Genomic DNA, 21,269 nt, shown 5'->3' with positions numbered 1-21,269 from the left:
CCTATTGACTGCTCAGCATCTCAGCTAATTCTGTTTCATTGATTTTTGAACTTTCAACAGTTCCTGCAATACGACCATTTTTCATAATGATGATTGAATTGCAATTCTGTATCAATTCCGGAAGATCATCTGAAATCACAATAATCCCGATACCCTGTTCAGCTAGCTTGTGCAGCATCTGATGAATATCGTATTTCGCTCCAATATCGACACCAACAGTCGGTCCATTCAAGATCAATAAGGCTGGCTTTGTATTCAGCCATTTGGCAATGACGATCTTCTGCGCATTTCCGCCGGAGAGTGTCCGAATTGCCGGATCCGGAGAAGGAGCCACACACCCGATTTTCTTTATCCATTCCTTTGTATCCTGAAACATAATTTTTTCATCCAGCCTGCCTCGGATAAAATATTTTTTGATGGATGCGGCAATTGTGTTATCTTGAATTGATCGATCCAGGAATAAACCTTGCGTCAATCGGTCTTCAGGGACATAGGCAATGCGGTTTTTAACCGCATCCGCAGTTGAGCGAATTTTTATCGGTTTTCCATGTAAAAAGATCTCTCCACTTTGTGCAGGATGAATTCCGAACAGGGCATCACCAATTTGCCCTCGTCCAGAATCTAATAAACCCGTAATTCCCAGAACGTCACCTTTCTTAATATGAAAACTGACATTCTCAAAAGCACCTTTCCGAGAAAGATTCTCAACCCGGAAAACTTCACTTGCAGAAGTTCGCGGTACGTAAGCACTTTCGGAAATATCTCTTCCGGTCAGATCTTTTACAAACCGTTTTCGATCATATTCCTGAATGAGGCCAGTGGAAATTTTTTCGCCGTTCCGCAAAATCGTCAAACGATCCGCAATTTCGAAGACTTCACCCAGTTTGTGGTCAACGATCATAACAGCAATTCCTTTGTCACGAAGACAACGCAGAATTGTGTATAGTTTTTGTACTTCTTTGGACGTCAACGCGGCTGTAGGTTCATCCAAAATCAATAACTTGGCATCGTTGATGATGGTTCGGCAAATTGCAACCATCTGTCTGTTAGCAACGGACAGGTTTTCAACGAGAATATCCGGATCCATCCTGGCGCCGATTTGCTCCATCGCTTCCAGCGCCAGTTTCCTCGCACAATTCCAATCCATCATTTTCGCACCTGTACTGACGGCACGATTCATCGCAATATTCTCAGCAACAGTCAAATTCGGGAAAATTGCAAAATCCTGATAAATGACCTGGATTCCATGTTCGATCGCTTGAATTGGAGAGAGATGTGAGACTTTTTGACCTTCAATAAAGATTTCGCCTTTTGAAGGATCGTGTGCACCGGATATAACTTTAATAAGTGTTGATTTTCCTGAACCGTTTTCACCAGCCAGACAATGAATTTCTCCGCTTCTGATCGTCAGGTCAACGCCTTTCAATGCCTGAACACCGCCAAAAGATTTGTAAATGTCCTTCAGCTCCAGAAACGTCTCTGTCATGATGAACCTCCTGTCAAATAAGTCATTGTTTTCAGTAATTCAAAAAAAGAGAAAAGTTTTATGTTGTTCTAATATTTTTACGTTTCTTGCAAAACCATAAGAACAATATAATTTCTCAATTGATTCAAAAAATCATCCGATTTTTCGAATTGTTGATGTTTTTAAGGAAGACCTCATAAAGAATCCTTTATGAGGTCTTCATCATTTCATTCGAAAAAAAATCTCTCAGGTAATTTAGAAATTATAAGCGGGATCATCGACATTGTCTTTAGTGACATCAACCCAGGCTTCTCCGGTCAATACTTTATCGGCTAAAGCTAAATTGGTGTACCCTTCGATTCCCAGATCCAAACCGTTCTCAATCTTTTCGCCAGCAAGAACTTTCTGTGCTAAAGCGATCATTGCTTTGCCAGCCATCGCCGGATCCCAGAAGGAAATCATGTCAATTGTTCCTTCACGAACATACTTGCCGGAAACTGAGACGAGGGAAGTACCAACGATATTTACTTTTCCAGCTAAACCAAGTTCTTCAACTGCCAGCGCTGCACCGGCGACGTCAGCCATCGCAGAGCCCTGGATCGCGGCAATATTCGGATTGGCAGTTAAAACTTCCTTAATTTTTTCATAAGAGACAGATTGATCATCCTTTGTTTCAATCTTATCACCATATTGTTTCATGTTCGGGAATTTTTCTTCCTGTAATGCTTTTGAACCATCGACCCACTGGTTATGGGAAGCTGAAGTTAATGCGCCAACTTCAAGAACATATTCACCTTCTCCACCTGTCAGTTCGCCAATGCGTTCCATGAAATGCCGTCCATAGGCATCATTGTCAAAAGCTTCAATATCATAATCGATATTTTCCATACCGGCAGCTTCATGAGAAATTACGACAATTCCTGCTTCGCGTGCTTTCTTCAGAACCGGTTCAAGCGCTTCTGTTGAAAACGGGACAACACAAATTGCATCAACGCCTTGTGCAATCAAATCTTCGATGACCTGGGCCTGTAAAGCGCCATCACCTTCTGATGGACCTGTATAGAAAGCATCGACACCGGTTTCTTTTACATAATCGTTGACACCAACTTCCATTCTCTGGAACCAGGCAATACTTGTCATCTTCGGAACAACTGCAATGGTGTAATCATCTGCAGCAAGAACCGTCAGCGATGATACCAACAGAACAAACAAAACAACAACGAACGTGAAAACGGAAAGCTTTTTCATTTTTTTTACCTTTCTATTTTTTCTTGAATCTCCTAAACGAGAATTTCGCTTAGAAGTTATTCACACCAGTCTTGCCATTCATTTGTATGTTTAGTAAATTTATGCTTTCTTTTTAGTAAATTTCATGCTCATTCAGAGTCTCATCCGTAAAAATATTAAACGATACAAAAAGATTAATGGGTTATTAACAATCGTATTTTATTCTTTTTATCGGATTTCATCCTCAATTATTAGTAAATAGTCTACCATTTTAAAAATGAATGTCAATAGTTCATATAAACGCTGCCCCCATATTTACTAAATTTTAGGAAAGTATTCAGTATATTTCAATGACATTTCTCATAAATAAACGGCAATTCGAAATATGGACCAGCTTTTTGAATAGAGAAATGAACTATGTTGTTGTGGTGTTGTTGCGCTTCGCGCAACAACACCACAACAACATAGTATTTTTTCCAGATTTCAAATCGCTGATAAAAAAATCATTCTCTTTCAAAAAAAGGCGAAAGAGAATGAGCGATTTATCGACAATAGCAAAGAGCGAATTTTTTGCTCTTTAACTAAATCATTTTTCAGAAAACTACTTCACAGGCAGAATCTGATACACAAATTGATAGCCGGCATTTTGAACAGCCGCCTGAACTTTTTCCCGGATTTCCTCATACCGAAATTGATAGGTATAATCTTTTCCAAATAAGGTCGATTGTTCTTCAATGGAGCCCTGACGGGCGCCTCCGATTGTGTTGTAAGTTTCTTTCTTGAAGCCAAAACCGGACGAGAAATCGTTGTCAAAATCCCCTCCTGTTGACAAACCGGATCCGGCTTCAGCCAACATTTCAGAAAATTTCACCGTTTTCAGTACGTCATCGATTCGGAACTTCATCGAATAAGTAATCTTTTTTTTGGACAAAAAGACTTTCCGTTCTGCAATAACAGCAGAAAATTCCCAGAGACCTTTCTTTTCTGTCCATTTGCCGGAATACCCTTGCAATGCACTCTGGATTTCATTTACGATTGCGGCTGCTGTCATTTTTATCTCCATTTCTTTTTATTCATGCAATAATGTTTTTACCAGCGATTCGAAATATGGACAAGCTTTTCGAATAGAGTAAGAAAATAAGTGATTGTGGTGTTTTTCAGCTTCACGCAAAAACATCACAATAACAATTTATTTTTTTCAAATTTCAAATTACGAAATCAATCGAGGATCTTTTGTGATTTTTCAATTGAGAAATATTTATCCATTCAAATCAGAATAAGAAACCTCCTTTTCACAAATCTTTTTTAATGCATTGCCTTCCGATTTCATTTGGTTCATCAAACTCGCCTTCATCTTCTTCCCGGAAAAAAGATATATGATATTTGCAGGAAATTTCCAATGAATCTGAGCGTGAATGGAAACAACCGAAACATCCGCATTGGATCGAATTGTATAATCCATTTCAATGGTATGGACTTTGCTTTCCAAGTGAAATCCAATCTCCTGATTCAGCTGATATTTCGATATGAACCCTTTCATTTCAAGCGAATTGCTTCCTTCACCAACTGTCTCTCGAAAAACAGTCCCAATAACATCGCCACGCTTTTCGATAATCTCCCAATGTTGTACATCCGGCTGCCAAAGAACTGCCTTTTCCGGATCAGCAATCCAGGGAAAAACTTCCGCTGGTTTAGCATGTATTTCGATTGAATATTGGACATCCATTGCATTTCCTTTTGTGTAATCTCTGCAGCAATTCAAAAAATTGATTTGTCTTTTGAATTGGTTGAGAAAACTTGTTATTGTGTTTTATTTCGATGTGCTATGTTTGCGCATAGCGCAAACATAGCACATCATTATTCTTCGAAAATTATAAATCGGTGCATCATCAGTGATTCCAATGAAATCTACTGCGATGAGACAGATAGAAAACGATCAACGAGTACTTCAGAAAATAAATCCGCCTCTGTAACCCATGGATTATGCCCAGATCGTTCAAACCAGATCAATTCTTTTTTTGGCGCTTGAAGGATCTGATAATACGCTTCGGTCAGATCCGGAGGCGCATTGACATCATGCCTGCCGATCAGAAAATAAACCGGTATCTCAAGAGCTGGCGCCTGAATACGAAAATCGACTTCCCACAACTGTGGATACACGATGTCTAACGTATAAAGCAGACCGCGAAACCAGTTGACTTTGTCGAGCAATCCATATTCATGTCCCGCCAGATCCTGTAAGGTGTTGAATCCGTCATCGGAGATATTGGGATCAGCATTCATATATCGGAAAGTCTCCAATAAAAAAGCTGATTCTTTTAAAGCGGTTCCTTTTCCATAATATGGAGGAGGTCCCTGCTTTTCAAGCGCCTGGATTTTTTTTGTATCACCGCGTTCCCGAGCTTGGTCAATCGCGAAGTGATAACATTTCAAATCGTTCTCCAGAAATGCAACCATTTGACCAGTTCCCGCAAACGCATAGAATAGATCCGGTTCCTTCTGGATCATCCACACACCCAATGCACTGCCCCAGGATTCTCCTAATAAAAAAATCTTTTCTTTTTGGAAACGATCTCGCAGATAAGCCGCCAATGCTAACCCATCATTAACATAGCGATCTACAGTTAACGCTTTTTGATCAACTGCGTTGTACGATTTTCCGGCGCCCGGCTGGTCCCAGTTGACTACAACGAAGGATTCCTCGAGTTTTCCAAGTGCTCTGCGTTCAGTTACTAACTGACTTCCACCAGGACCTCCCGAAAGAAACAACAACACCGGATTTTCTTTGTTCTGTCCACGGATCGTTATCCATTGATCACTGGCATTGATCGTGACTTTTTCGAGCGATGCAATTGCATTGGGAATTTGCTGACCATTGGAATCAACGATTGGCGGAGTCGACGCAAAAAATTGTGAACCGACAACAGCCAACACCGCAATAATCAGCATACCGGTAATTCCTATTATCCTTTTTGTTCGGACCGGCTTTGACACAAACTGAAAAAAAAATAAGAAAAGCACAGCAAGAGCTAAAGGTAGCCAGATCCAAAAAGGAACAGCCGTGATCAGAGGCAACAGGATAACCGGCAAACTGAGTATGATCATCAGAATTAAGACGACAATTAAAACAAAAACTTGCATTTTTTCCATCCTTTGTCCAATTCCGAATTTTTAGTTTTTATTTAAAAATATCGGTTAAAACATTTATCAAATAAAAATCTGTGAACGACATCGGTCGGATTATACAAATTCTCAGAACGAATCAGCGATCTGAAATATGGGAGGATTTCTTTGATGTTATGATAATTTTGCGCTCCGCGCAAAATTATCATAACAATAAGTTTTTCCCGATTAATCTAAAAAACGTGTCAATAATTCGAATTACTGGTTACTATTATTGCCTTTTAAAAGCGAAGAGTACCTATTCGGGTTTTCTTTCAATCGAAATCTTCAAAGAATTTTCGATCAGCAATCCGGCTTCCTGCTGTTCCACCGGTTTCGCAAAAAGAAATCCCTGCACAAATTTACAGTGCAACGCCTTCAGCGTCGATAACTGATCTGCTGTTTCAACTCCCTCAGCTATCACCTGGATACCAAGACTTTTTGCAAACGCAAGGATTGTTTGTACTATTTCAACACTGCCATTTTTATTTCCTAATTGGTTAATAAAAGTTCGATCAATTTTTAGTTTACTGACAGGTATTTTCTGAAGAGATCCCAAAGAAGAATAACCGGTACCGAAATCATCGATTTGCACCTGTATACCCAGCTCCTGCAATCTTGAAAAAAAATCAGATACTGCCATTGAGTCATCAATGACCATACTTTCTGTCAACTCAAGCTGCAAGCTGCTTGGAGAAAGCTGATTTCTATCCAGTTCTTTCTTAATTTTATCGACCAGATTTTTTTCGGCACATTGCCTTGCTGATATATTCACGTTCATCGTGATTGGCGGATCAGAAGGAAATTGTATTTGCCATTTTCGTAACTGAAGACAGGCTTCCTCAAGAACCCATTCTCCAATCGGAACAATTAGACCGGTTTCTTCAGCCAACGGAATAAAATCACCTGGCGTGATCAAGCCGCGAGTCGGATGCTGCCAGCGGATCAACGCCTCGAATCCAATGATCCGATCATTACACAAATCAAGAATTGGCTGATAATAGAGGACAAATTCCCTATGTTCCAATGCTTTGCGTAAATCGTTTTCCATTTCCAAACGCGACATGACACCTTCGAGCATGGAAGGATCAAAAATCTCATACCGTCCCCTTCCCATTTTTTTTGCACGATACATGGCAATATCTGCATCGCGTAAAACATCTTCAGGTTGTGTATAACGTTCATTACCTAAAACAACACCCAGGCTGATAGAAATAAATACCTTATGCCCGCCTAAAATTGCAGGTGTGGAAATCTCATGAATGATTCGATCTGCGACTGGAATAAAACTGTCCGGGTTTTCCAAATCTTCCAACAATACCACAAACTCATCACCACCTAATCGTCCGATCGTGTCTTCGGCGCGGATACAGGCAAGGAGGCGTTTTCCTTCTTCAATCAGTAATAAATCTCCGATATTATGGCCGAGGCTGTCATTGACCACTTTAAAATGATCCAGATCCATAAAGAAAACCGCGTATGAATAGTCCTGATGCCGTTTAGATCGTTCTAATACATGATGAAGCCGATCCATAAATAATGCTCGGTTGGGGAGATTGGTCAAACGATCATGTAACGCATTGTAGGATAATTCAGATTCAACCTGACGTCTTTCTTTGATTTCAGCTTGCAATGACTGGTAACCCAATTCCAATTCCTTTGCCTGGCTGCGTGATAATTCCAGATTTTTTTTAAGCTCCTCATTCAGTTGATGATTCTGACGAATTGTCAACGCCTGTCGAACAATGATCAGTAGCGTGATAATTCCGGATGAATAGGCGATGGATACTGAATTCATCAAAAGGGGCGCTGAATAACTTCGGATCATTAAACCATAGACAGTAAGGATCATTAAGGATGGAAGTATCGCAATGATTGTCCCCAACCATTTCGCGGCATAGTTCAAAAGAAAAGGCATAATAATGACCTTTTTCTGTTCTAATTCAATTAATTGAAACACTCCTGCCATTTCAATCAAGAGAACACTCAAGGTGAAACTGGCATCGATTAAGTGTCCACTGAAATAGGCTCCTTCCATTTCAAGCGAGCTATATAAAATATCGCTGATGATCATAATCAAGCTGCTGACAGCCAACAGCAAGACAGAAATTCCGGGTATTTTCCTTCGTTTTCCATAAAGAATAAAGGTTAATCCGCTAAATAAAATCAAATCGCTAACCGGATAGGCTGTTAAAATGATTCGCTCAAGCAATGAAACATTACTGGAAGAATATGCCAATGGTCCGATCAGAAAATTCCAGAAAATGAGAATCGCAATCAGTAATACGATACTGATATCCAAAATCGTGGTCACCCATTCCCATTTTTTCAGTTTCTCACTTGGAAATAAAAGAATACTGATTAAAAAAAGCGGGTAATAAAGCAAATAGAAAAAATCAGTTATGGATGGAAAAGGAGATTTCTGAAAAACGCGTTCAATTACTACCCATAAAAGATCTCCCAAAGCATAAGAAAAAACCGCCGCACTCATGACGATCCAAACCAGAAAAATCTGCTTTGAGTGCATTCTCAATTGTCTGGATACAATCAACAATACTGCCACTGCAAAAAATTCGACCAATGGACTATATACATCCGAAAAAAATCCGCAAAGGAAAGGATCAGAAACAAAAACAAGAGCCCCCAAAAATATTCCCCAAACGATAATGGGGATCAATAATGTGAACCAAATTAGTTTTTTATGGGTAATATATAAATCATGCATGACTATGAGTCCTTGTTTTGTGCACATTTGATTTTTAAATTTGATTCAGAAATATTGTCCTGATCACTAAGTGAATTTAAATCATTTTACAGTGAATTATTCAAAAAGCATATCCATATCCAGTGATTTAAAAAATAGAATGAATTATTTGTTGTTGTGGTATTCTTGCTCGGAACACAAAACTACCACAACAACAATTTTTCTCTCTTTGTGTAAAAGGTTTTTCCAAATTTCAAAAAATTGATCCATATCAGCAATTCGGAATATGGAATAGACTTAATAAAAGAAGAGTTAGTTTATTGCCGAGTGGTTTTCCCGTAATTCGATTTGGTGTACTCGTTTTTGAAATTGTAGCAAAAATAGAATTCTATTTTTATTACCAGAAGCTTAATCTTTTTCATTTGCTGTTCGAAATACATTTTTTCTCTGAATATTAAAATGCCCGGTAATATTTCAACTTACAGGATCAGGCCCTTATTTGTTGTTTTTCATTCCGAAATCAAAATTCATTGAACAAATCCAGGAGGCTTTAATAATGCGATAATCCTTTCATATTCATAGCGATTCGCAAAATCCATTAACTTTTTACCAATTTCTGAATGAGATGCAGCAATATCTTGAATGATCTCAATTAATTGAAAATAATCTGCATTTTCAGCAGCCCTACAGCAATCGATAATTTTTTGCGAAGGAAGCTTATGGATTTCCTTCTGAAAAATTGCGAAATCTTCGTTTTCGATTATTGTGTTTAAAGTCTCTTCCTCTTCATAGCGAAAAGCTGCTCCGGTGAGTTGCGTAATTGTTTCAAATAAGGAATCCACTTTAAACGGTTTTGAAATATATCCGTCTACACCGGCTTCCATAATTTTTAATCGATCCTCCTGAAAAGCGCTTGCAGTCATCGCGACAATCACCACATTCCTTCCATCAGCAGTCTGCTTTATCTTCCGAGTCGCTTCATATCCATCCATGACCGGCATCTGCATATCCATAAATATGATTCTTGGTTTCCAGATTTGGAATAGTTTTACAGCTTCCGCACCGTTTGCGGCTTCCATGACAATAAAACCAACTGAAGTAAGAATCTGTGTAAGAATTTTACGATTCGTCTCACTATCATCAACGATTAGAATCCGAAATTTATCTTGTATGGATACCAGACCGACAACTCGCTTTTTTTGTTTTGATTGTGAGATCTCACCGGGTATTCCTTGTTGATAAGGGATGGCAAAACTGAAAATACTTCCTTTTCCGATTGTACTTGAAACTGAAATGATCCCTCCCATCATTTTTACAAAACCTTGACTCAGCGATAAACCCAGCCCTGTCCCTCCTGTCTTTTCACCAGAACTTGCCTGTTCAAATGGTTCGAACAATTTTGCAGCCTCTTCTTCAGAAATTCCAGGTCCTGTATCTTCGATTTCGAAAAGCAGCAATTCCTTTCCCCCGAATTCAGGACTGACATTAATCCTGACTATAACGCTGCCTTTGGAAGTAAATTTCACAGCATTTCCGATGAGATTAATCAAAACCTGCCGCAGCTTATTTTGATCCATAAGAACCCAAACCGGGACATCTTCCGCCATTTCGATATGCAGTTGCAGACCTTTTTTGTCCGTGCTCACTCGAAACATCATTTCCAGATCATCCATCATCGAAAGAAGGTTGAAATTATTGGGAACCAGTGTCGATCGTCCAGCTTCGATCTTTGATAATTCCAGAATGTCATTGATTAAAGCCAGCAAATGTTCGCCGCTGTGATTAATGATATGAAGATTATCCCTCTGCTGTTCTGTCAAATTCGAATCATGTTCCATCAACTGCGAAAAGCCAAGGATTGCGTTCATCGGAGTACGAATTTCATGAGACATATTCGCCAGAAAAATGCTTTTTGAATGATTCGCTGTCTCAGCAAGTTCCTTAGCCTCCTGCAATTTCCGTTCAGTCTCTCTTAGTTCGGTAACATCCTGCAAAGCTTCGATCGCACCCTGAAGTTCACCTTTGGAATTATACAAACCACTTGCAAAACCGATGAGCATAAGGCCATTTTCACCTAAGTTTCCGCAAAAATTTTCTGCAGACAGAATGTTTCCATGATGTTTCACATGAAGATATCTTTTTTTCAAGATTTCATCTGAAACTGAGATGAGATCGATCAACATAGGAACTCTTCTGCCATAAAAAGGGATTGCATATTCATAATTTCCCTTACCGATCATATCTTCACTTTTTACGCCAGTCATCGTCTCGACAGCTCGATTCCATGCTGTGACCCGGGACTGATTATCGATCACAATCGTCGCAATCGGAAGAAAGTTAATGATATCCAACAGACGTTGTTCTGATTCGCGCAAGGCCTCTTCATTCTTCTTTCTTTCCGTGATATCCGCAGCAATCACCAGGGTCCCGTTGGGTTTCCCCGCTGTATCCCGTAAGAAAGTCAATGAACTTTGAAAAAATACGATTGAGCCATCTTTGCGAATCTCTTCCAAATCCATTGTGATTGTCTGATCGCTATCAAGATCGGAATAACAGGTTTGCGACCCGCCATCCGTTATAAACTGGTACAATATTCGAATCGTTTCAGGCGAAAAATATTCATTCGGATTTTGTGCAAGTCTCTCTTCCGGAGTATATCCTGTCAGCGTAAATACAGAAGGGCTGACATACATACAGTGCAGATTCAAATCAAAAATGGAGACATAATGGGTAAGATTCTGAACGATTTTTCGGAATTTCTCTTCACTTTTTCGTAACTCCTCCAGCGCTTCATTGCGCTGTTGAGCGAGCTGTTTTTTCTCAAACGCTTCGGCTAACGAAATTGCAGTCGATTTCAGAAGATTTCGATCGATTTCTCCATAGATATAATCTCCGTTTTCAGCCTCCAGCAGAATCGCGCCTAAAAAATGATGGTTTTTCCGGATGGGAACTGCAATTCCAGCCTTTGAATTCTTCAGGGAGGGTAGCAGAAAATTCGCTTCATTTGCTTTCCTCCCAGCCATGAAATATTCACATTGTGGATTTTCTCTGAATTTTTCTATGAGAAAATTAATATCCGGATAATTTGTATGATTTTCCTTACTATTCCCTTTTTCAAATGAATAATAATTATGAACCTGGTTCGATTTTTTCTCATAAAGTCCGATAGTGATCCTAATCGGATTAAATATCCCGCATAGCTTTTTGCCGACCGTATCGATAATCTTCTCGATTGGTTCTTCCTCTGCCAAACCGGATTGTATTAAATTAACAATTTCCAATTCAACCGATCGTTTTCTTTCAGCTTCCAATGCTAAGAACCGTGTCAACGCAGTAGTTATATGCGTGGCGAGAGAATTCAGTATTTCTTCATCCCGTTCAGTATAGAGGATTGTCTCATCATAACTCTGCAGGAAGATGGCACCGATCACCCGATTTTCATTTTTTAGCGGAGTTCCAATTCCATCTTTGAAATCAAAACCGTAAATCATCACTTCTCCGCTGGCTATCAGTTGATTGATCTGATCTTTGCCATGTTTGATTGAATTTCCGGTTCGAATCATATAACCGGTTATTCCGTGAAACTCATCCAGGGGTTTTGTCGTAAATACTTCATCTTTTTCATCAGAAAAATATGGCGAACTGATAATTCCTGTTTCGTCATCATATACGACTATCAGGAAATTTTTTGCATACATCAGTTCGCTGACAATTTGATGAACATCGGAAAAGAAACGATTCAAATCTTTTGAGCTGTTTGCTGCATCCGCGATTCTATACTGAACAGAAAGAATTTTATTCTTCCATTCCAGCTCCTTTATTTGATCTTTCTTTTCACTGGTTACAGTAAAAAGCGGAATCTTTTTTAACTGCTGATAGAATGAATTAATGATTTTCTTGACCAACTGATAACTCCGGGTTTCTGCTTACAATCGAAAAAAAACAGGCGGATTTCCTGATTGATTTACCACTTTTTAATCTCTTTTTTTGATTTCCAAACCAATCCGATCACAAAACTTTTTTTACATTTTTTTCGATCGAAAGCAAGAATTTATTATTGAGAAACGGAAAAATCTGTATTGAATTAATTATATAATTTTTATTGATTAAACATATACACGAAATATCGATTATTCCTTTTGATTATCAGTCATCTGAAACTAAGAAAGGATTATGCAACCCTTTTTCTGTAAATTAGAGTCTGAAATATCCATAGATCTTTAAGAATTCATAAACTTGCCAGTACAAAAATGTTTTCCGATCTGCCATTCTTCGCAGGTCTCCATCAGTAATGCCGAGACCAACCTGAGACAAGAAGCTTGATTTGGAAACACACCAACCACTCTTGTCCGTCTGCGAATCTCTTTATTAATCCTCTCCAGACTATTGGTTGTTCGTATCGTTCTTCGATGTTCCAATGGAAAATCAAAAACCAAAAAACCCTCAAAAAGGTTATTTTCGAGCCAAGATGAAAGCCGCGGAGCAGAAATAGCATACTTCTGGATGGCGCTCTGCAAGAGCTCTTCTGCTGTCTTTCGATCAGGAGCATTAAATATGGCTCTGATGTCTGCTGCCACTTCCAATCTCATCGATTGTCTGGGCAGATAAGCTCCGGCATTCTGTTGCAGATGGAACTGACACCGTTGCCAGGGAATACCGCCAAAAACTGCTCTTCTGGCTGCCCCTAGACCTTCATGGTCATCACTGATAATCAGCTTTATTCCGTGTAACCCTCGCTCTTTTAGACTCTTTAAAAATGCTTTCCAATGTGTTTCATGCTCACTAAGCGAAACTGAAACCCCAAGTATTTGCCGTTCGCCTTCTGGCGTAATGCCAGAGGCCACCAAAACCGCTGCATCTCTTACTTGTCCTGCTTCACGAATCTTCTCATATCGGGCATCCACAAAGAGATAGCTGATCTCTCCTAATGGCCTTTCACGCCATTCTTGCAGTACTTCGTCCAATTGCGCTGTTGCCCGGCTGACTTGTGTGGCTGAGACCTCAATCCCACAAAGCTGTTCCGTAATGGTTTTTACCTTCCGAGTCGATACTCCCTGTACATACATTTCAGCCAGTGTGATCGTAAGGGCTCTTTCACTTCGCAGTCCCTTTTCCAGAGCACTGGGATAAAAACCACCCTCTCTAACCTGTGGAACTGCAAAGGTAATGTTTCCTATCCTGGTCTGTATCGTCTTCGGTTTGAAACCATTTGCATGTCCCTTGCGATCCTTTGTGCGTTCGTACTGTTCAGCTTGTAAGTACCTTGATCTTTCTACTTGCATGGCGTTATTTATCAGCACTCGCATCATTTCTGGAATTGCTTCCAATCCTTTTTCCGCTATTTCCTCTGCAAAGGTATAATTATTTGGGTGAGTCATTTCTAGTCTCCTTTTATGGTTTGGTTACTATAAGGATACTTCTGACTCACCTCTTTTGTTAAGGTTCTTTATTTTACAGAAAATATGTTACACCAACCTAAGAAAACAGCAATTCGAAAAAAGGAATTTTTCCTAATAAAGAGAGAAAGACTGTTATTTTATTGTTTTGCAATTTTTGTAAAAAAAAGCTTTTTTACAGATTCCGTAGCCAAGACATAAACCATCGTCAGCCCGATCAATGCCATTAATAATGGAATCGGCAGCGGGACGAAGCGAAATATTTTAAGAAATGGGATATAGGGAATCACCAGAGTTAATCCAATAAAGAATAACGAACTTGCTAAGAGCAGATTTCCCGGACGGCTGTGGAAAAAGGGACGACGGGTCCTGACAACCAGTGCAATCACCAACTCTGTCAGTAAAGATTCAATGAACCAGCCTGTTCGAAATTCATCCGGTTGTGCATGAAAAAAGAATAATAAAACGCCAAATGTCAGAAAATCAAAAATGGAACTTGTCAACCCGAAAAGGATCATGTAATTGCGAATAAACCTTGTATTCCAATGATTTGGTTTTTCAATCATTTCATAATCTACATTGTCACTTGCAATGGTCAGCCCGGGAAAATCTGAAAGGAAATTATTTAAAAGGATTTGGGATGCAAGCAAAGGCAAAAATGGCAGGTAAACTGAAATTCCTGCCATGCTGATCATATTACCAAAATTTGCGCTGATGGTAGTGAGAATATATTTTAGCGTGTTAGCATATGTTTTCCTCCCTTCATCGATCCCTTTCTGTAAAATCGACAAATCTTTCCTGAGTAATACGAAATCCGCAGCATCTTTCGCAACATCCACAGCTGTATCTACAGAAATTCCAATATCAGCCGACCTTAACGCAGGAGCATCATTAATGCCGTCACCCATATATCCGACAACATGGCCAGTCTTTCGAAGGGCGTGAATAATTCGTTCTTTTTGGTTGGGATCCATCTCGGCAAAAATTGTCGCACTTTCAGCAAGATGCCATAACACTTGATCATTTTGTTTATTCAAGTCACTTCCAGTGATGATGTTCTGAACAGGTATATGTAAATGATTGGCGACATGTTTGGCGACTTTTGCATTATCCCCAGTGATTATTTTTATCTGCACATTACGTTTTTTTAATTCCTCGATTGTCTGCTCAACATCCGTTTTCGGTGGGTCAAGGAAAAGAAGAAAACCGATCAAAGTCATTGCATGTTCATCTTTATAGGTATAGGAATCCGTTTGTTTTTCCACTTCCTTGATTGCTAAACCAAGAACGCGAAAACCTTCTTCACTCCAGTCACCAAATTTTTTTTCGATTGAATCGCGGGTAGCAGCATCCAATGGTATCGTATCGGAACCGAACTGAACACTTTCACAAGCCGGAAGAATCCTGTCCATCGCACCTTTCGTAATCAGAAATCTTTGCCTTTGTTTATTTTCGGCAACAATACTTAAAGATTTACGCACAAAATCATACGGGATTTCGCTGATTTTCTGTTCATCCTGGATATCGATTCCGGCGTCTTGGGCTGCCTGTTGAATCGCTTCATCCAGAGGATTATCCAATCCGGTTTGAAAATGAGCATTAATCATGGCATATCGAAGAACATCCTTGGATGAATTCCCAAAAATATCCAACGCATTGTCAAGATGTACGACACCCTCTGTCAGTGTTCCGGTCTTGTCTGTGCATAAAACATCCATATTGCCAAAATCTTCAATCGCGTTCAACCGCCGAACAATAACACCGTGTTCATTCATCTTTTTAGCCCCATGTGAAAGGGTGATACTGGTTATTGCCGGCAATAATTCAGGAGAAATTCCAACCGCCAAAGCCAATGCAAAGAGCAGAGAATCAAAAAATGGCTTATTCATGAAAAAATTAAGGGCAAGAATTGAAATGACCATTACCATCATAATCTGTGTTAGCAGTGTGCCAAATTCATGCAGCCCGTGTTCGAATTCAGTTTCTGGCGGAGTTGAGACCAGCCTTTCTGCTACTTGTCCGAATATCGTTTCCTTACCAGTTTGAACGATGAATACCCTGGCAATACCACTTCTCACATTGGTCCCCATAAAAACACAATTTGTCCGCTCTGCCAGACTTGCATTTTCAGAAACAATCCCCGGTTTCTTCTCAACAGGAAAAGTCTCACCAGTAAGTACTGCCTGGTTAACAAAAAAGTCATTTGCTTCCAACACAATTCCATCGGCAGGGATCAGACTTCCTGCGGACAGTAAAACAACATCGCCCGGAACCACATTTTCAGACGGCAATATCGTCGATTTTCCATCTCTTAAAATATTCGATTTGATAGTCACCTGTTTTCTCAATTTGTCGATTGCCACGCTGGCAGAATATTCCTGAGAAAAACCGAGGATTGTACTGCCTGCAACAACAACCAGAACGATCAAAGCATCCACCCACTCACCCACAATTCCGGAAATAATGGCAGCAAAGATCAGAATCAGGACCAATGGACTCTTTATTTGATTCAGCATTATGCGCCCTATGGAATTCTGCTGCTTCACCCGGATTGTATTTAATCCATATTTGCTCAGTCGTGCAGATGCATCGTTCGCCTGAAGTCCTTCAACAGAAGCGTTCAATTCCTTCAATACTTGATCAAGCGAGATACTCCAATAGTTGGCTGTCATCTCTGCGAAGGTTGATGGCTGCTGAGAAATCATTTTTTTTCTGTTCATTAAAAAATGTTTCATCATGATCCTCCGTCCTTTATTGATATATAACAAGTAATTTTCAATACTTCCCCGTTTTATTGCTCCATTTATTCAATTATCCTACGATTACCTGCTGTTTGATCTGCATTCAGCAATTCGATTGATAAATCATCCTTAAAAATCAATTAAGAAAACTTGCTATCGTGTTGTTTTTGTGCTTCGCTAAAAAAATATGACAATAAGTAATTCACCATTTCTCAAATGGTTGCCATCAGACTGGAATCATGGATCGATGATAAAATTTGTGTGCAATTTGAATTTCGTTTGGAATAAACTTTGAATCAGTCAAAAAGAATTTATATGGAAATGTTTTATGGTTATCGGCGGTGAATTCTTTTACGATGATCGATGGAATACGACGAATCGATCCGTTTTACCAAAAGACATGCTTTTTCTCAATGGAGGAAAAGCATGTCTGATCGTCATCAGCCGGTTTTTAATCAATCATGGAATCAACCGCGTTTTATTGCCTTCCTATCTCTGCCCGACCATCGTTTCTACGTTGGAACGATGCGGCCTGCATTGCGATTATTACCAGGTTCTTCCCGATTTTTCCATCGACCTGGAAGACTTGGATAGGAAAGCCATCCATCATCAAGTTGTTTACTTTATCAACTATTTCGGCTTTTTCCATTCAGAATATGAACAGACTTTTCTGAAAAATCTCCAGCATCATGGAAAACTGCTGATTGAAGACAATGCGCAAGCCGGATTTAATCCTCATCAATTCGGGGATTTTGTTTTTAATTCCATTCGGAAATTAGCTCCTTATGATGGCGGGTATCTTTCAACAACAACCGATCTGATGATGCATCGGGATCAACAAGACAATTCGTTTAATCACAGGCTGCCGGTTATCCGCAGATATCGAAAACTCATGGCAGATTACGTGTTTCGCGGCTGGGGTCGATACGAGGAATTAGTCGATTTATATAATCTCGCAGAAACGTTCTATGAAACCGATTGGATAATCGAAGGAAATTCTCAGGAGCGTTTTTACATCGAACAATTAGACTGGAAGCAGATCAAAACAAAGCGACAGGAAAATTACAGTTATTTACTGGAACAAATTTCTGGAATTTGCGAATTAAAACCAATATTTACCTCGCTGCAGACAGATAACATGCCGCTCGGCCTGCCAGTTTATGTCTCCGGAATTTCAAGGGACTGGCTTTTCGACCAATTAGGTAAAAATGGTATCGGCTTAACCATCCATTGGAATGGATTACTGTCCGATCCGCGTCTCAATCAAAATGCTATTGCAACGAATATGGCTCGGACAATCCTGACCCTCGTAATTGATCAGCGCTTAAATCGAACCCAATTAGATTACCTTGCATATAATCTGGTTTATTTGTGCAAGAGCGGCAAACGCGTATCTTCAGAAAACTAAATTCTTTCCCAACATCTTCTTTTTCACCCCCTAATTAACGATTTAACATTTATAAACCTCGCTTGAGAAAAGAGAAAAAACCTGTTTTCCTGTTATTTTTCGCGGATTAATAAAAACAACTCAATATCAAGCAATTCTCTTCATATTCCGAATCACTAACTGCAGATTGACATTTATACCAAACAGATGTAAGATATTTCTTGTTTACAAGATATATCTTACACGGAGTGAAGTAATGACAAAACCATCTGACAAAAAACGATTTTACGGCGCAATCACTGTCAGCGACAGAGGACAGGTTGTTATTCCAGCAGAAGCGAGACGTGATTTTCAAATTGATGTCGGCGAAAAAATTCTCGTATTTGGAGACCTGGATCATGGATTGGCGTTTGTGAAAGCATCGTCATTTCTGGAAAAAAGCCCTGAGTTATTCGCGATGCTGGACAAAAAAGAAAAAGAATAAGTAACCAACATCAAAAAGTCATTGGCAAAAAAAAAAGTTGCATTTCGTTTCGAACATGAGCCTTACATATGAACAAAATTAAGCAAGAAATCATTACGAAAATAATTAGTGGGTTGGGTGCCACTGCATTTGCCCTTTCCTTTATCCGCTTTAGCGGGATTAAGAGCATACTCTCCTTAGTCATTCTGTCCATGTTAGCCGGAACTCTGGGGAATCTGTTGTTTCATTGGCTGACAGTATTTCTGCTGAATCAACTTCAAAAAGCAAATCAACGAATCAATACGCATGGGGTCTATGCTTTCGGAAGTTTCCCGCTTGAATCCAGCCTTGCACCTGCAGCCGGCGGAAAAGGTTTGAGCCTGGCGAAATTATTCCAATCCGGTTACCCGATTCCGGATGGTTGCATTTTATTGCCGGAAGCCTTTATTCAGGATGATCTGCGCGAAGAAGCATGGCAGGCTGTACGAGAACAATTGACCCGTTTAAGGAAAGGGAAAACCATTCCGTTTGCAATTCGTTCATCAGCAGCGGTTGAGGATTCGCAAAAAGCCTCTTTTGCCGGAGAATTTGAAAGTGTATTGGATATAAGATCCGATCAGGAGATACGTGAAGCTATCCAAACCGTATTGAAATCCAGACACAGCCAGCGTGTAAAAAGTTACAGTCTGGCACAAGGGCTGCAGAATGATGAGTATTCCATTGCTGTTGTCATCCAAAAAATGATTCAGCCCGATTTTGCAGGCGTATTATTTACAGTGAATCCGCTGACAGGAAATCTTTCGCAAATGACCGGTAATTATACAAGCGGATTAGGTGAAAAACTGGTTTCCGGAGAAATTTCTGCATCAGAATTCAGCATTGACCGGCCGCAGGGATCCTATCATGGTCCGGAAGAAATCGCTCCCATCATTAAAAATCTGCACAGATACGCTCATGCAATTGAAAATGCAGCAGGGTGTCCGCAAGATATTGAATGGGCATCGAAAGGAAAGGAAGTCGCCATTCTGCAAGCGCGTCCCATAACGACCTTGAACAATTTTGATCCGATCCGTGGCGTGTGGAACGACTCGCATAAAGGAAATTTTCTTTGGTCGGCGACCAATCTGATGGAGGCAAGCCCGGAAGTATTGACGCCCTTTACGGCATCGCTGCATTCATATCTGGACGGTCATGGCGGACCTTCGCTATCGGTGAAAAACTACTCTTTAAATGGCATTATTGGCGGCAGGTTTTATGCCAATATCAGCGTACAGGTATCCGCTTTTGCGCGTTTTTTCAAAGGTGATGCACATCGTGCGTATCGCGAAATCTCAGGATGGTGGGGTGAGATTCCAGAAGATCTGGAAATTCCTCTCATTCCGTTGACCAGTTCCGAATGGAGTCAGAATGTGCTTCCTGGATTACTTCGATCCAGCCGCATGTTTGCTGCTTATCGTAAAAAAGAAAAACGCTTCCTTGCAGGAAATGCTGCACGATGCAAAGAGCTCAACAACAAGATAAAGAACACGACAACAAAAGAGGGTTTGCTGAACCTATGGAATCAAGAGGTTTTCCCGCTGTACCGGGATTCTTTGATTCACGTAGTCGCTGCAGCATCCGACCAGCAGGTCAAACTGGAACGGGATCTGCTTCAATACGCCGATCCGGATGTTGTCAATGCGCTGCTGTCCAATCTCAGCGGATTATCCGGGCAATTTGAAAGTATGGGACCGGCAATCGGATTGGGAATGATTCTGAACGGAAAAATGACACAGGAAGCTTATATGGAAGCGTATGGACATCGCGGCGTGAATGAAGGTGAAGCGGCCTGGCCACGCCCGGCAGAAGATCCGAAATGGCTTGATTCGCAGTTGGAAGAATGGGAAAAGAATCCTGTTAATTTGGACGTATTGCGGCAACAACAGAAAAACGCATTTGACAAAGCCTGGCAGCGATTCAGCAGCCAGAATCCACGTCAGGCATCACCTTTCCAAAAAAGGATCTTCCAGGCTGCAAAAGCTGCATATCAGCGGGAAGCAGTTCGATCAGAAGCGACACGCTGCATGACCGTGTTACGAACGTTTGCGCTTCGTGCAGGCAGCTTGCTTGGAATTGCAGATGAAATTTTTTACCTGACGATTGACGAAGTATTAGAACTTTTGTCCGGTCGAGAAAATTCTAACGTTATGGCGCTGATTCCGATCCGAAAAGAGACCTTTCAACAATATTGTGCTCTGCCGCCTTATCCAGCATTGATCTGCGGCCGATTTGATCCGTTCACCTGGGGCTCCGATCCTAATCGAAGAACGGATGTATACGATGCGCAAACTCAACGTGTCGCAGAAATTGGAAATCCGGACCATTCTGATACGCTTCATGGATTTGCCGGAGCGCTGGGTATCGTCGAGGGTACTGTTCGCAAATTGAATTCGTTTGAAGAAAGCAGTCAATTTCAGACTGGTGAAATCCTGGTGACAACGATGACCAACATTGGCTGGACACCGCTCTTCCCAAGAGCAGCAGCAATCGTTACCGATCTTGGCGCTCCGCTCAGTCATGCAGCCATTGTCGCCCGTGAACTGGGCATTCCGGCTGTCGTGGGCTGTAAAGATGCAACCATGCGATTGGAAACGGGTGACAGGGTTCGAGTGGATGGAGGAAAAGGATGTGTTCAAATACTTACGAAAAAAGAATAACAAATTTTCTGGATTGATTCGATAAATC

General features: G+C 40.4%; 12 protein-coding genes. 3 read left to right on the top strand and 9 right to left on the bottom strand.

The features are described 5' to 3' along the window. Position 1: 1 nt before the first annotated feature. The 9 genes from ATC1_RS05930 to mgtA form a co-directional block, all read right to left on the bottom strand. Positions 2–1,486, bottom strand: coding sequence for a sugar ABC transporter ATP-binding protein (locus tag ATC1_RS05930; RefSeq protein ID WP_062279291.1), 1,485 nt, complete (start codon positions 1,484–1,486; stop codon positions 2–4). 234 nt (positions 1,487–1,720) lie between these two features. After that, positions 1,721–2,713 (bottom strand): autoinducer 2 ABC transporter substrate-binding protein, encoded by a 993-nt coding sequence (locus ATC1_RS05925; RefSeq protein ID WP_062279290.1) that lies wholly within the window; start codon positions 2,711–2,713, stop codon positions 1,721–1,723. A 580-nt stretch (positions 2,714–3,293) separates the two neighbouring features. Beyond that, positions 3,294–3,743, bottom strand: a complete 450-nt coding sequence (locus ATC1_RS05915) for a hypothetical protein (RefSeq protein WP_062279287.1) — start codon at positions 3,741–3,743, stop codon at positions 3,294–3,296. Between the two features lie 207 nt (positions 3,744–3,950). Beyond that, entirely contained in the window at positions 3,951–4,418 is a 468-nt protein-coding gene (locus tag ATC1_RS05910; protein WP_062279285.1) for an SRPBCC family protein, read from the bottom strand. 182 nt (positions 4,419–4,600) lie between these two features. Beyond that, positions 4,601–5,833: an alpha/beta fold hydrolase gene (locus ATC1_RS05905; protein ID WP_201777247.1), complete on the bottom strand. Its 1,233-nt coding sequence runs from the start codon at positions 5,831–5,833 to the stop codon at positions 4,601–4,603. A gap of 280 nt (positions 5,834–6,113) precedes the next feature. After that, entirely contained in the window at positions 6,114–8,579 is a 2,466-nt protein-coding gene (locus ATC1_RS05900) for a putative bifunctional diguanylate cyclase/phosphodiesterase (RefSeq protein WP_062279281.1), read from the bottom strand. 506 nt (positions 8,580–9,085) lie between these two features. Then, positions 9,086–12,463: a PAS domain S-box protein gene (locus ATC1_RS05895; RefSeq protein WP_062279280.1), complete on the bottom strand. Its 3,378-nt coding sequence runs from the start codon at positions 12,461–12,463 to the stop codon at positions 9,086–9,088. Positions 12,464–12,778: 315 nt separating this feature from the next. Then, entirely contained in the window at positions 12,779–13,936 is a 1,158-nt protein-coding gene (locus ATC1_RS05890) for an IS256 family transposase (protein ID WP_062278182.1), read from the bottom strand. Between the two features lie 158 nt (positions 13,937–14,094). Next, positions 14,095–16,692, bottom strand: coding sequence for a magnesium-translocating P-type ATPase (gene mgtA, locus ATC1_RS05885; RefSeq protein WP_236688119.1), 2,598 nt, complete (start codon positions 16,690–16,692; stop codon positions 14,095–14,097). A 331-nt stretch (positions 16,693–17,023) separates the two neighbouring features. Here mgtA and ATC1_RS05880 point away from each other — a divergent pair, with 331 nt between their 5' ends. The 3 genes from ATC1_RS05880 to ATC1_RS05870 all read left to right on the top strand — a co-directional run bounded on the left by ATC1_RS05880 (position 17,024) and on the right by ATC1_RS05870 (position 21,241). Next, complete coding sequence (locus ATC1_RS05880; RefSeq protein ID WP_062279278.1) at positions 17,024–18,103, top strand: PLP-dependent aminotransferase family protein; 1,080 nt, start codon at positions 17,024–17,026, stop codon at positions 18,101–18,103. A gap of 235 nt (positions 18,104–18,338) precedes the next feature. Next, the gene (locus tag ATC1_RS05875) at positions 18,339–18,566 is read left to right on the top strand and encodes an AbrB/MazE/SpoVT family DNA-binding domain-containing protein (protein WP_062279276.1); all 228 of its coding nucleotides are present in this window, start codon (positions 18,339–18,341) and stop codon (positions 18,564–18,566) included. 68 nt (positions 18,567–18,634) lie between these two features. Then, on the top strand, positions 18,635–21,241 hold the full coding sequence (locus tag ATC1_RS05870; RefSeq protein ID WP_062279274.1) for a PEP/pyruvate-binding domain-containing protein: 2,607 nt from the start codon (positions 18,635–18,637) through the stop codon (positions 21,239–21,241). The last annotated feature ends 28 nt before the right edge of the window (positions 21,242–21,269 follow it).

Source organism: Flexilinea flocculi (assembly GCF_001192795.1).
In the GTDB taxonomy this organism is placed as follows: domain Bacteria; phylum Chloroflexota; class Anaerolineae; order Anaerolineales; family Anaerolineaceae; genus Flexilinea; species Flexilinea flocculi.
Note: the sequence above shows the minus strand (reverse complement) of the source record. Positions and strands in the feature narration are given on the sequence as shown.

Bases quoted from the DNA above. Each gene is read 5' to 3' on its own strand.
- ATC1_RS05880 (WP_062279278.1), top strand. From the start codon at position 17,024: ATGGTTATCGGCGGTGAATTCTTTTACGATGATCGATGGAATACGACG.
- ATC1_RS05925 (WP_062279290.1), bottom strand. From the start codon at position 2,713: ATGAAAAAGCTTTCCGTTTTCACGTTCGTTGTTGTTTTGTTTGTTCTG.
- ATC1_RS05875 (WP_062279276.1), top strand. From the start codon at position 18,339: ATGACAAAACCATCTGACAAAAAACGATTTTACGGCGCAATCACTGTC.
- ATC1_RS05905 (WP_201777247.1), bottom strand. From the start codon at position 5,833: ATGCAAGTTTTTGTTTTAATTGTCGTCTTAATTCTGATGATCATACTC.
- ATC1_RS05915 (WP_062279287.1), bottom strand. From the start codon at position 3,743: ATGACAGCAGCCGCAATCGTAAATGAAATCCAGAGTGCATTGCAAGGG.
- ATC1_RS05930 (WP_062279291.1), bottom strand. From the start codon at position 1,486: ATGACAGAGACGTTTCTGGAGCTGAAGGACATTTACAAATCTTTTGGC.
- mgtA (WP_236688119.1), bottom strand. From the start codon at position 16,692: ATGATGAAACATTTTTTAATGAACAGAAAAAAAATGATTTCTCAGCAG.
- ATC1_RS05890 (WP_062278182.1), bottom strand. From the start codon at position 13,936: ATGACTCACCCAAATAATTATACCTTTGCAGAGGAAATAGCGGAAAAA.
- ATC1_RS05900 (WP_062279281.1), bottom strand. From the start codon at position 8,579: ATGCATGATTTATATATTACCCATAAAAAACTAATTTGGTTCACATTA.
- ATC1_RS05870 (WP_062279274.1), top strand. From the start codon at position 18,635: ATGAACAAAATTAAGCAAGAAATCATTACGAAAATAATTAGTGGGTTG.
- ATC1_RS05910 (WP_062279285.1), bottom strand. From the start codon at position 4,418: ATGGATGTCCAATATTCAATCGAAATACATGCTAAACCAGCGGAAGTT.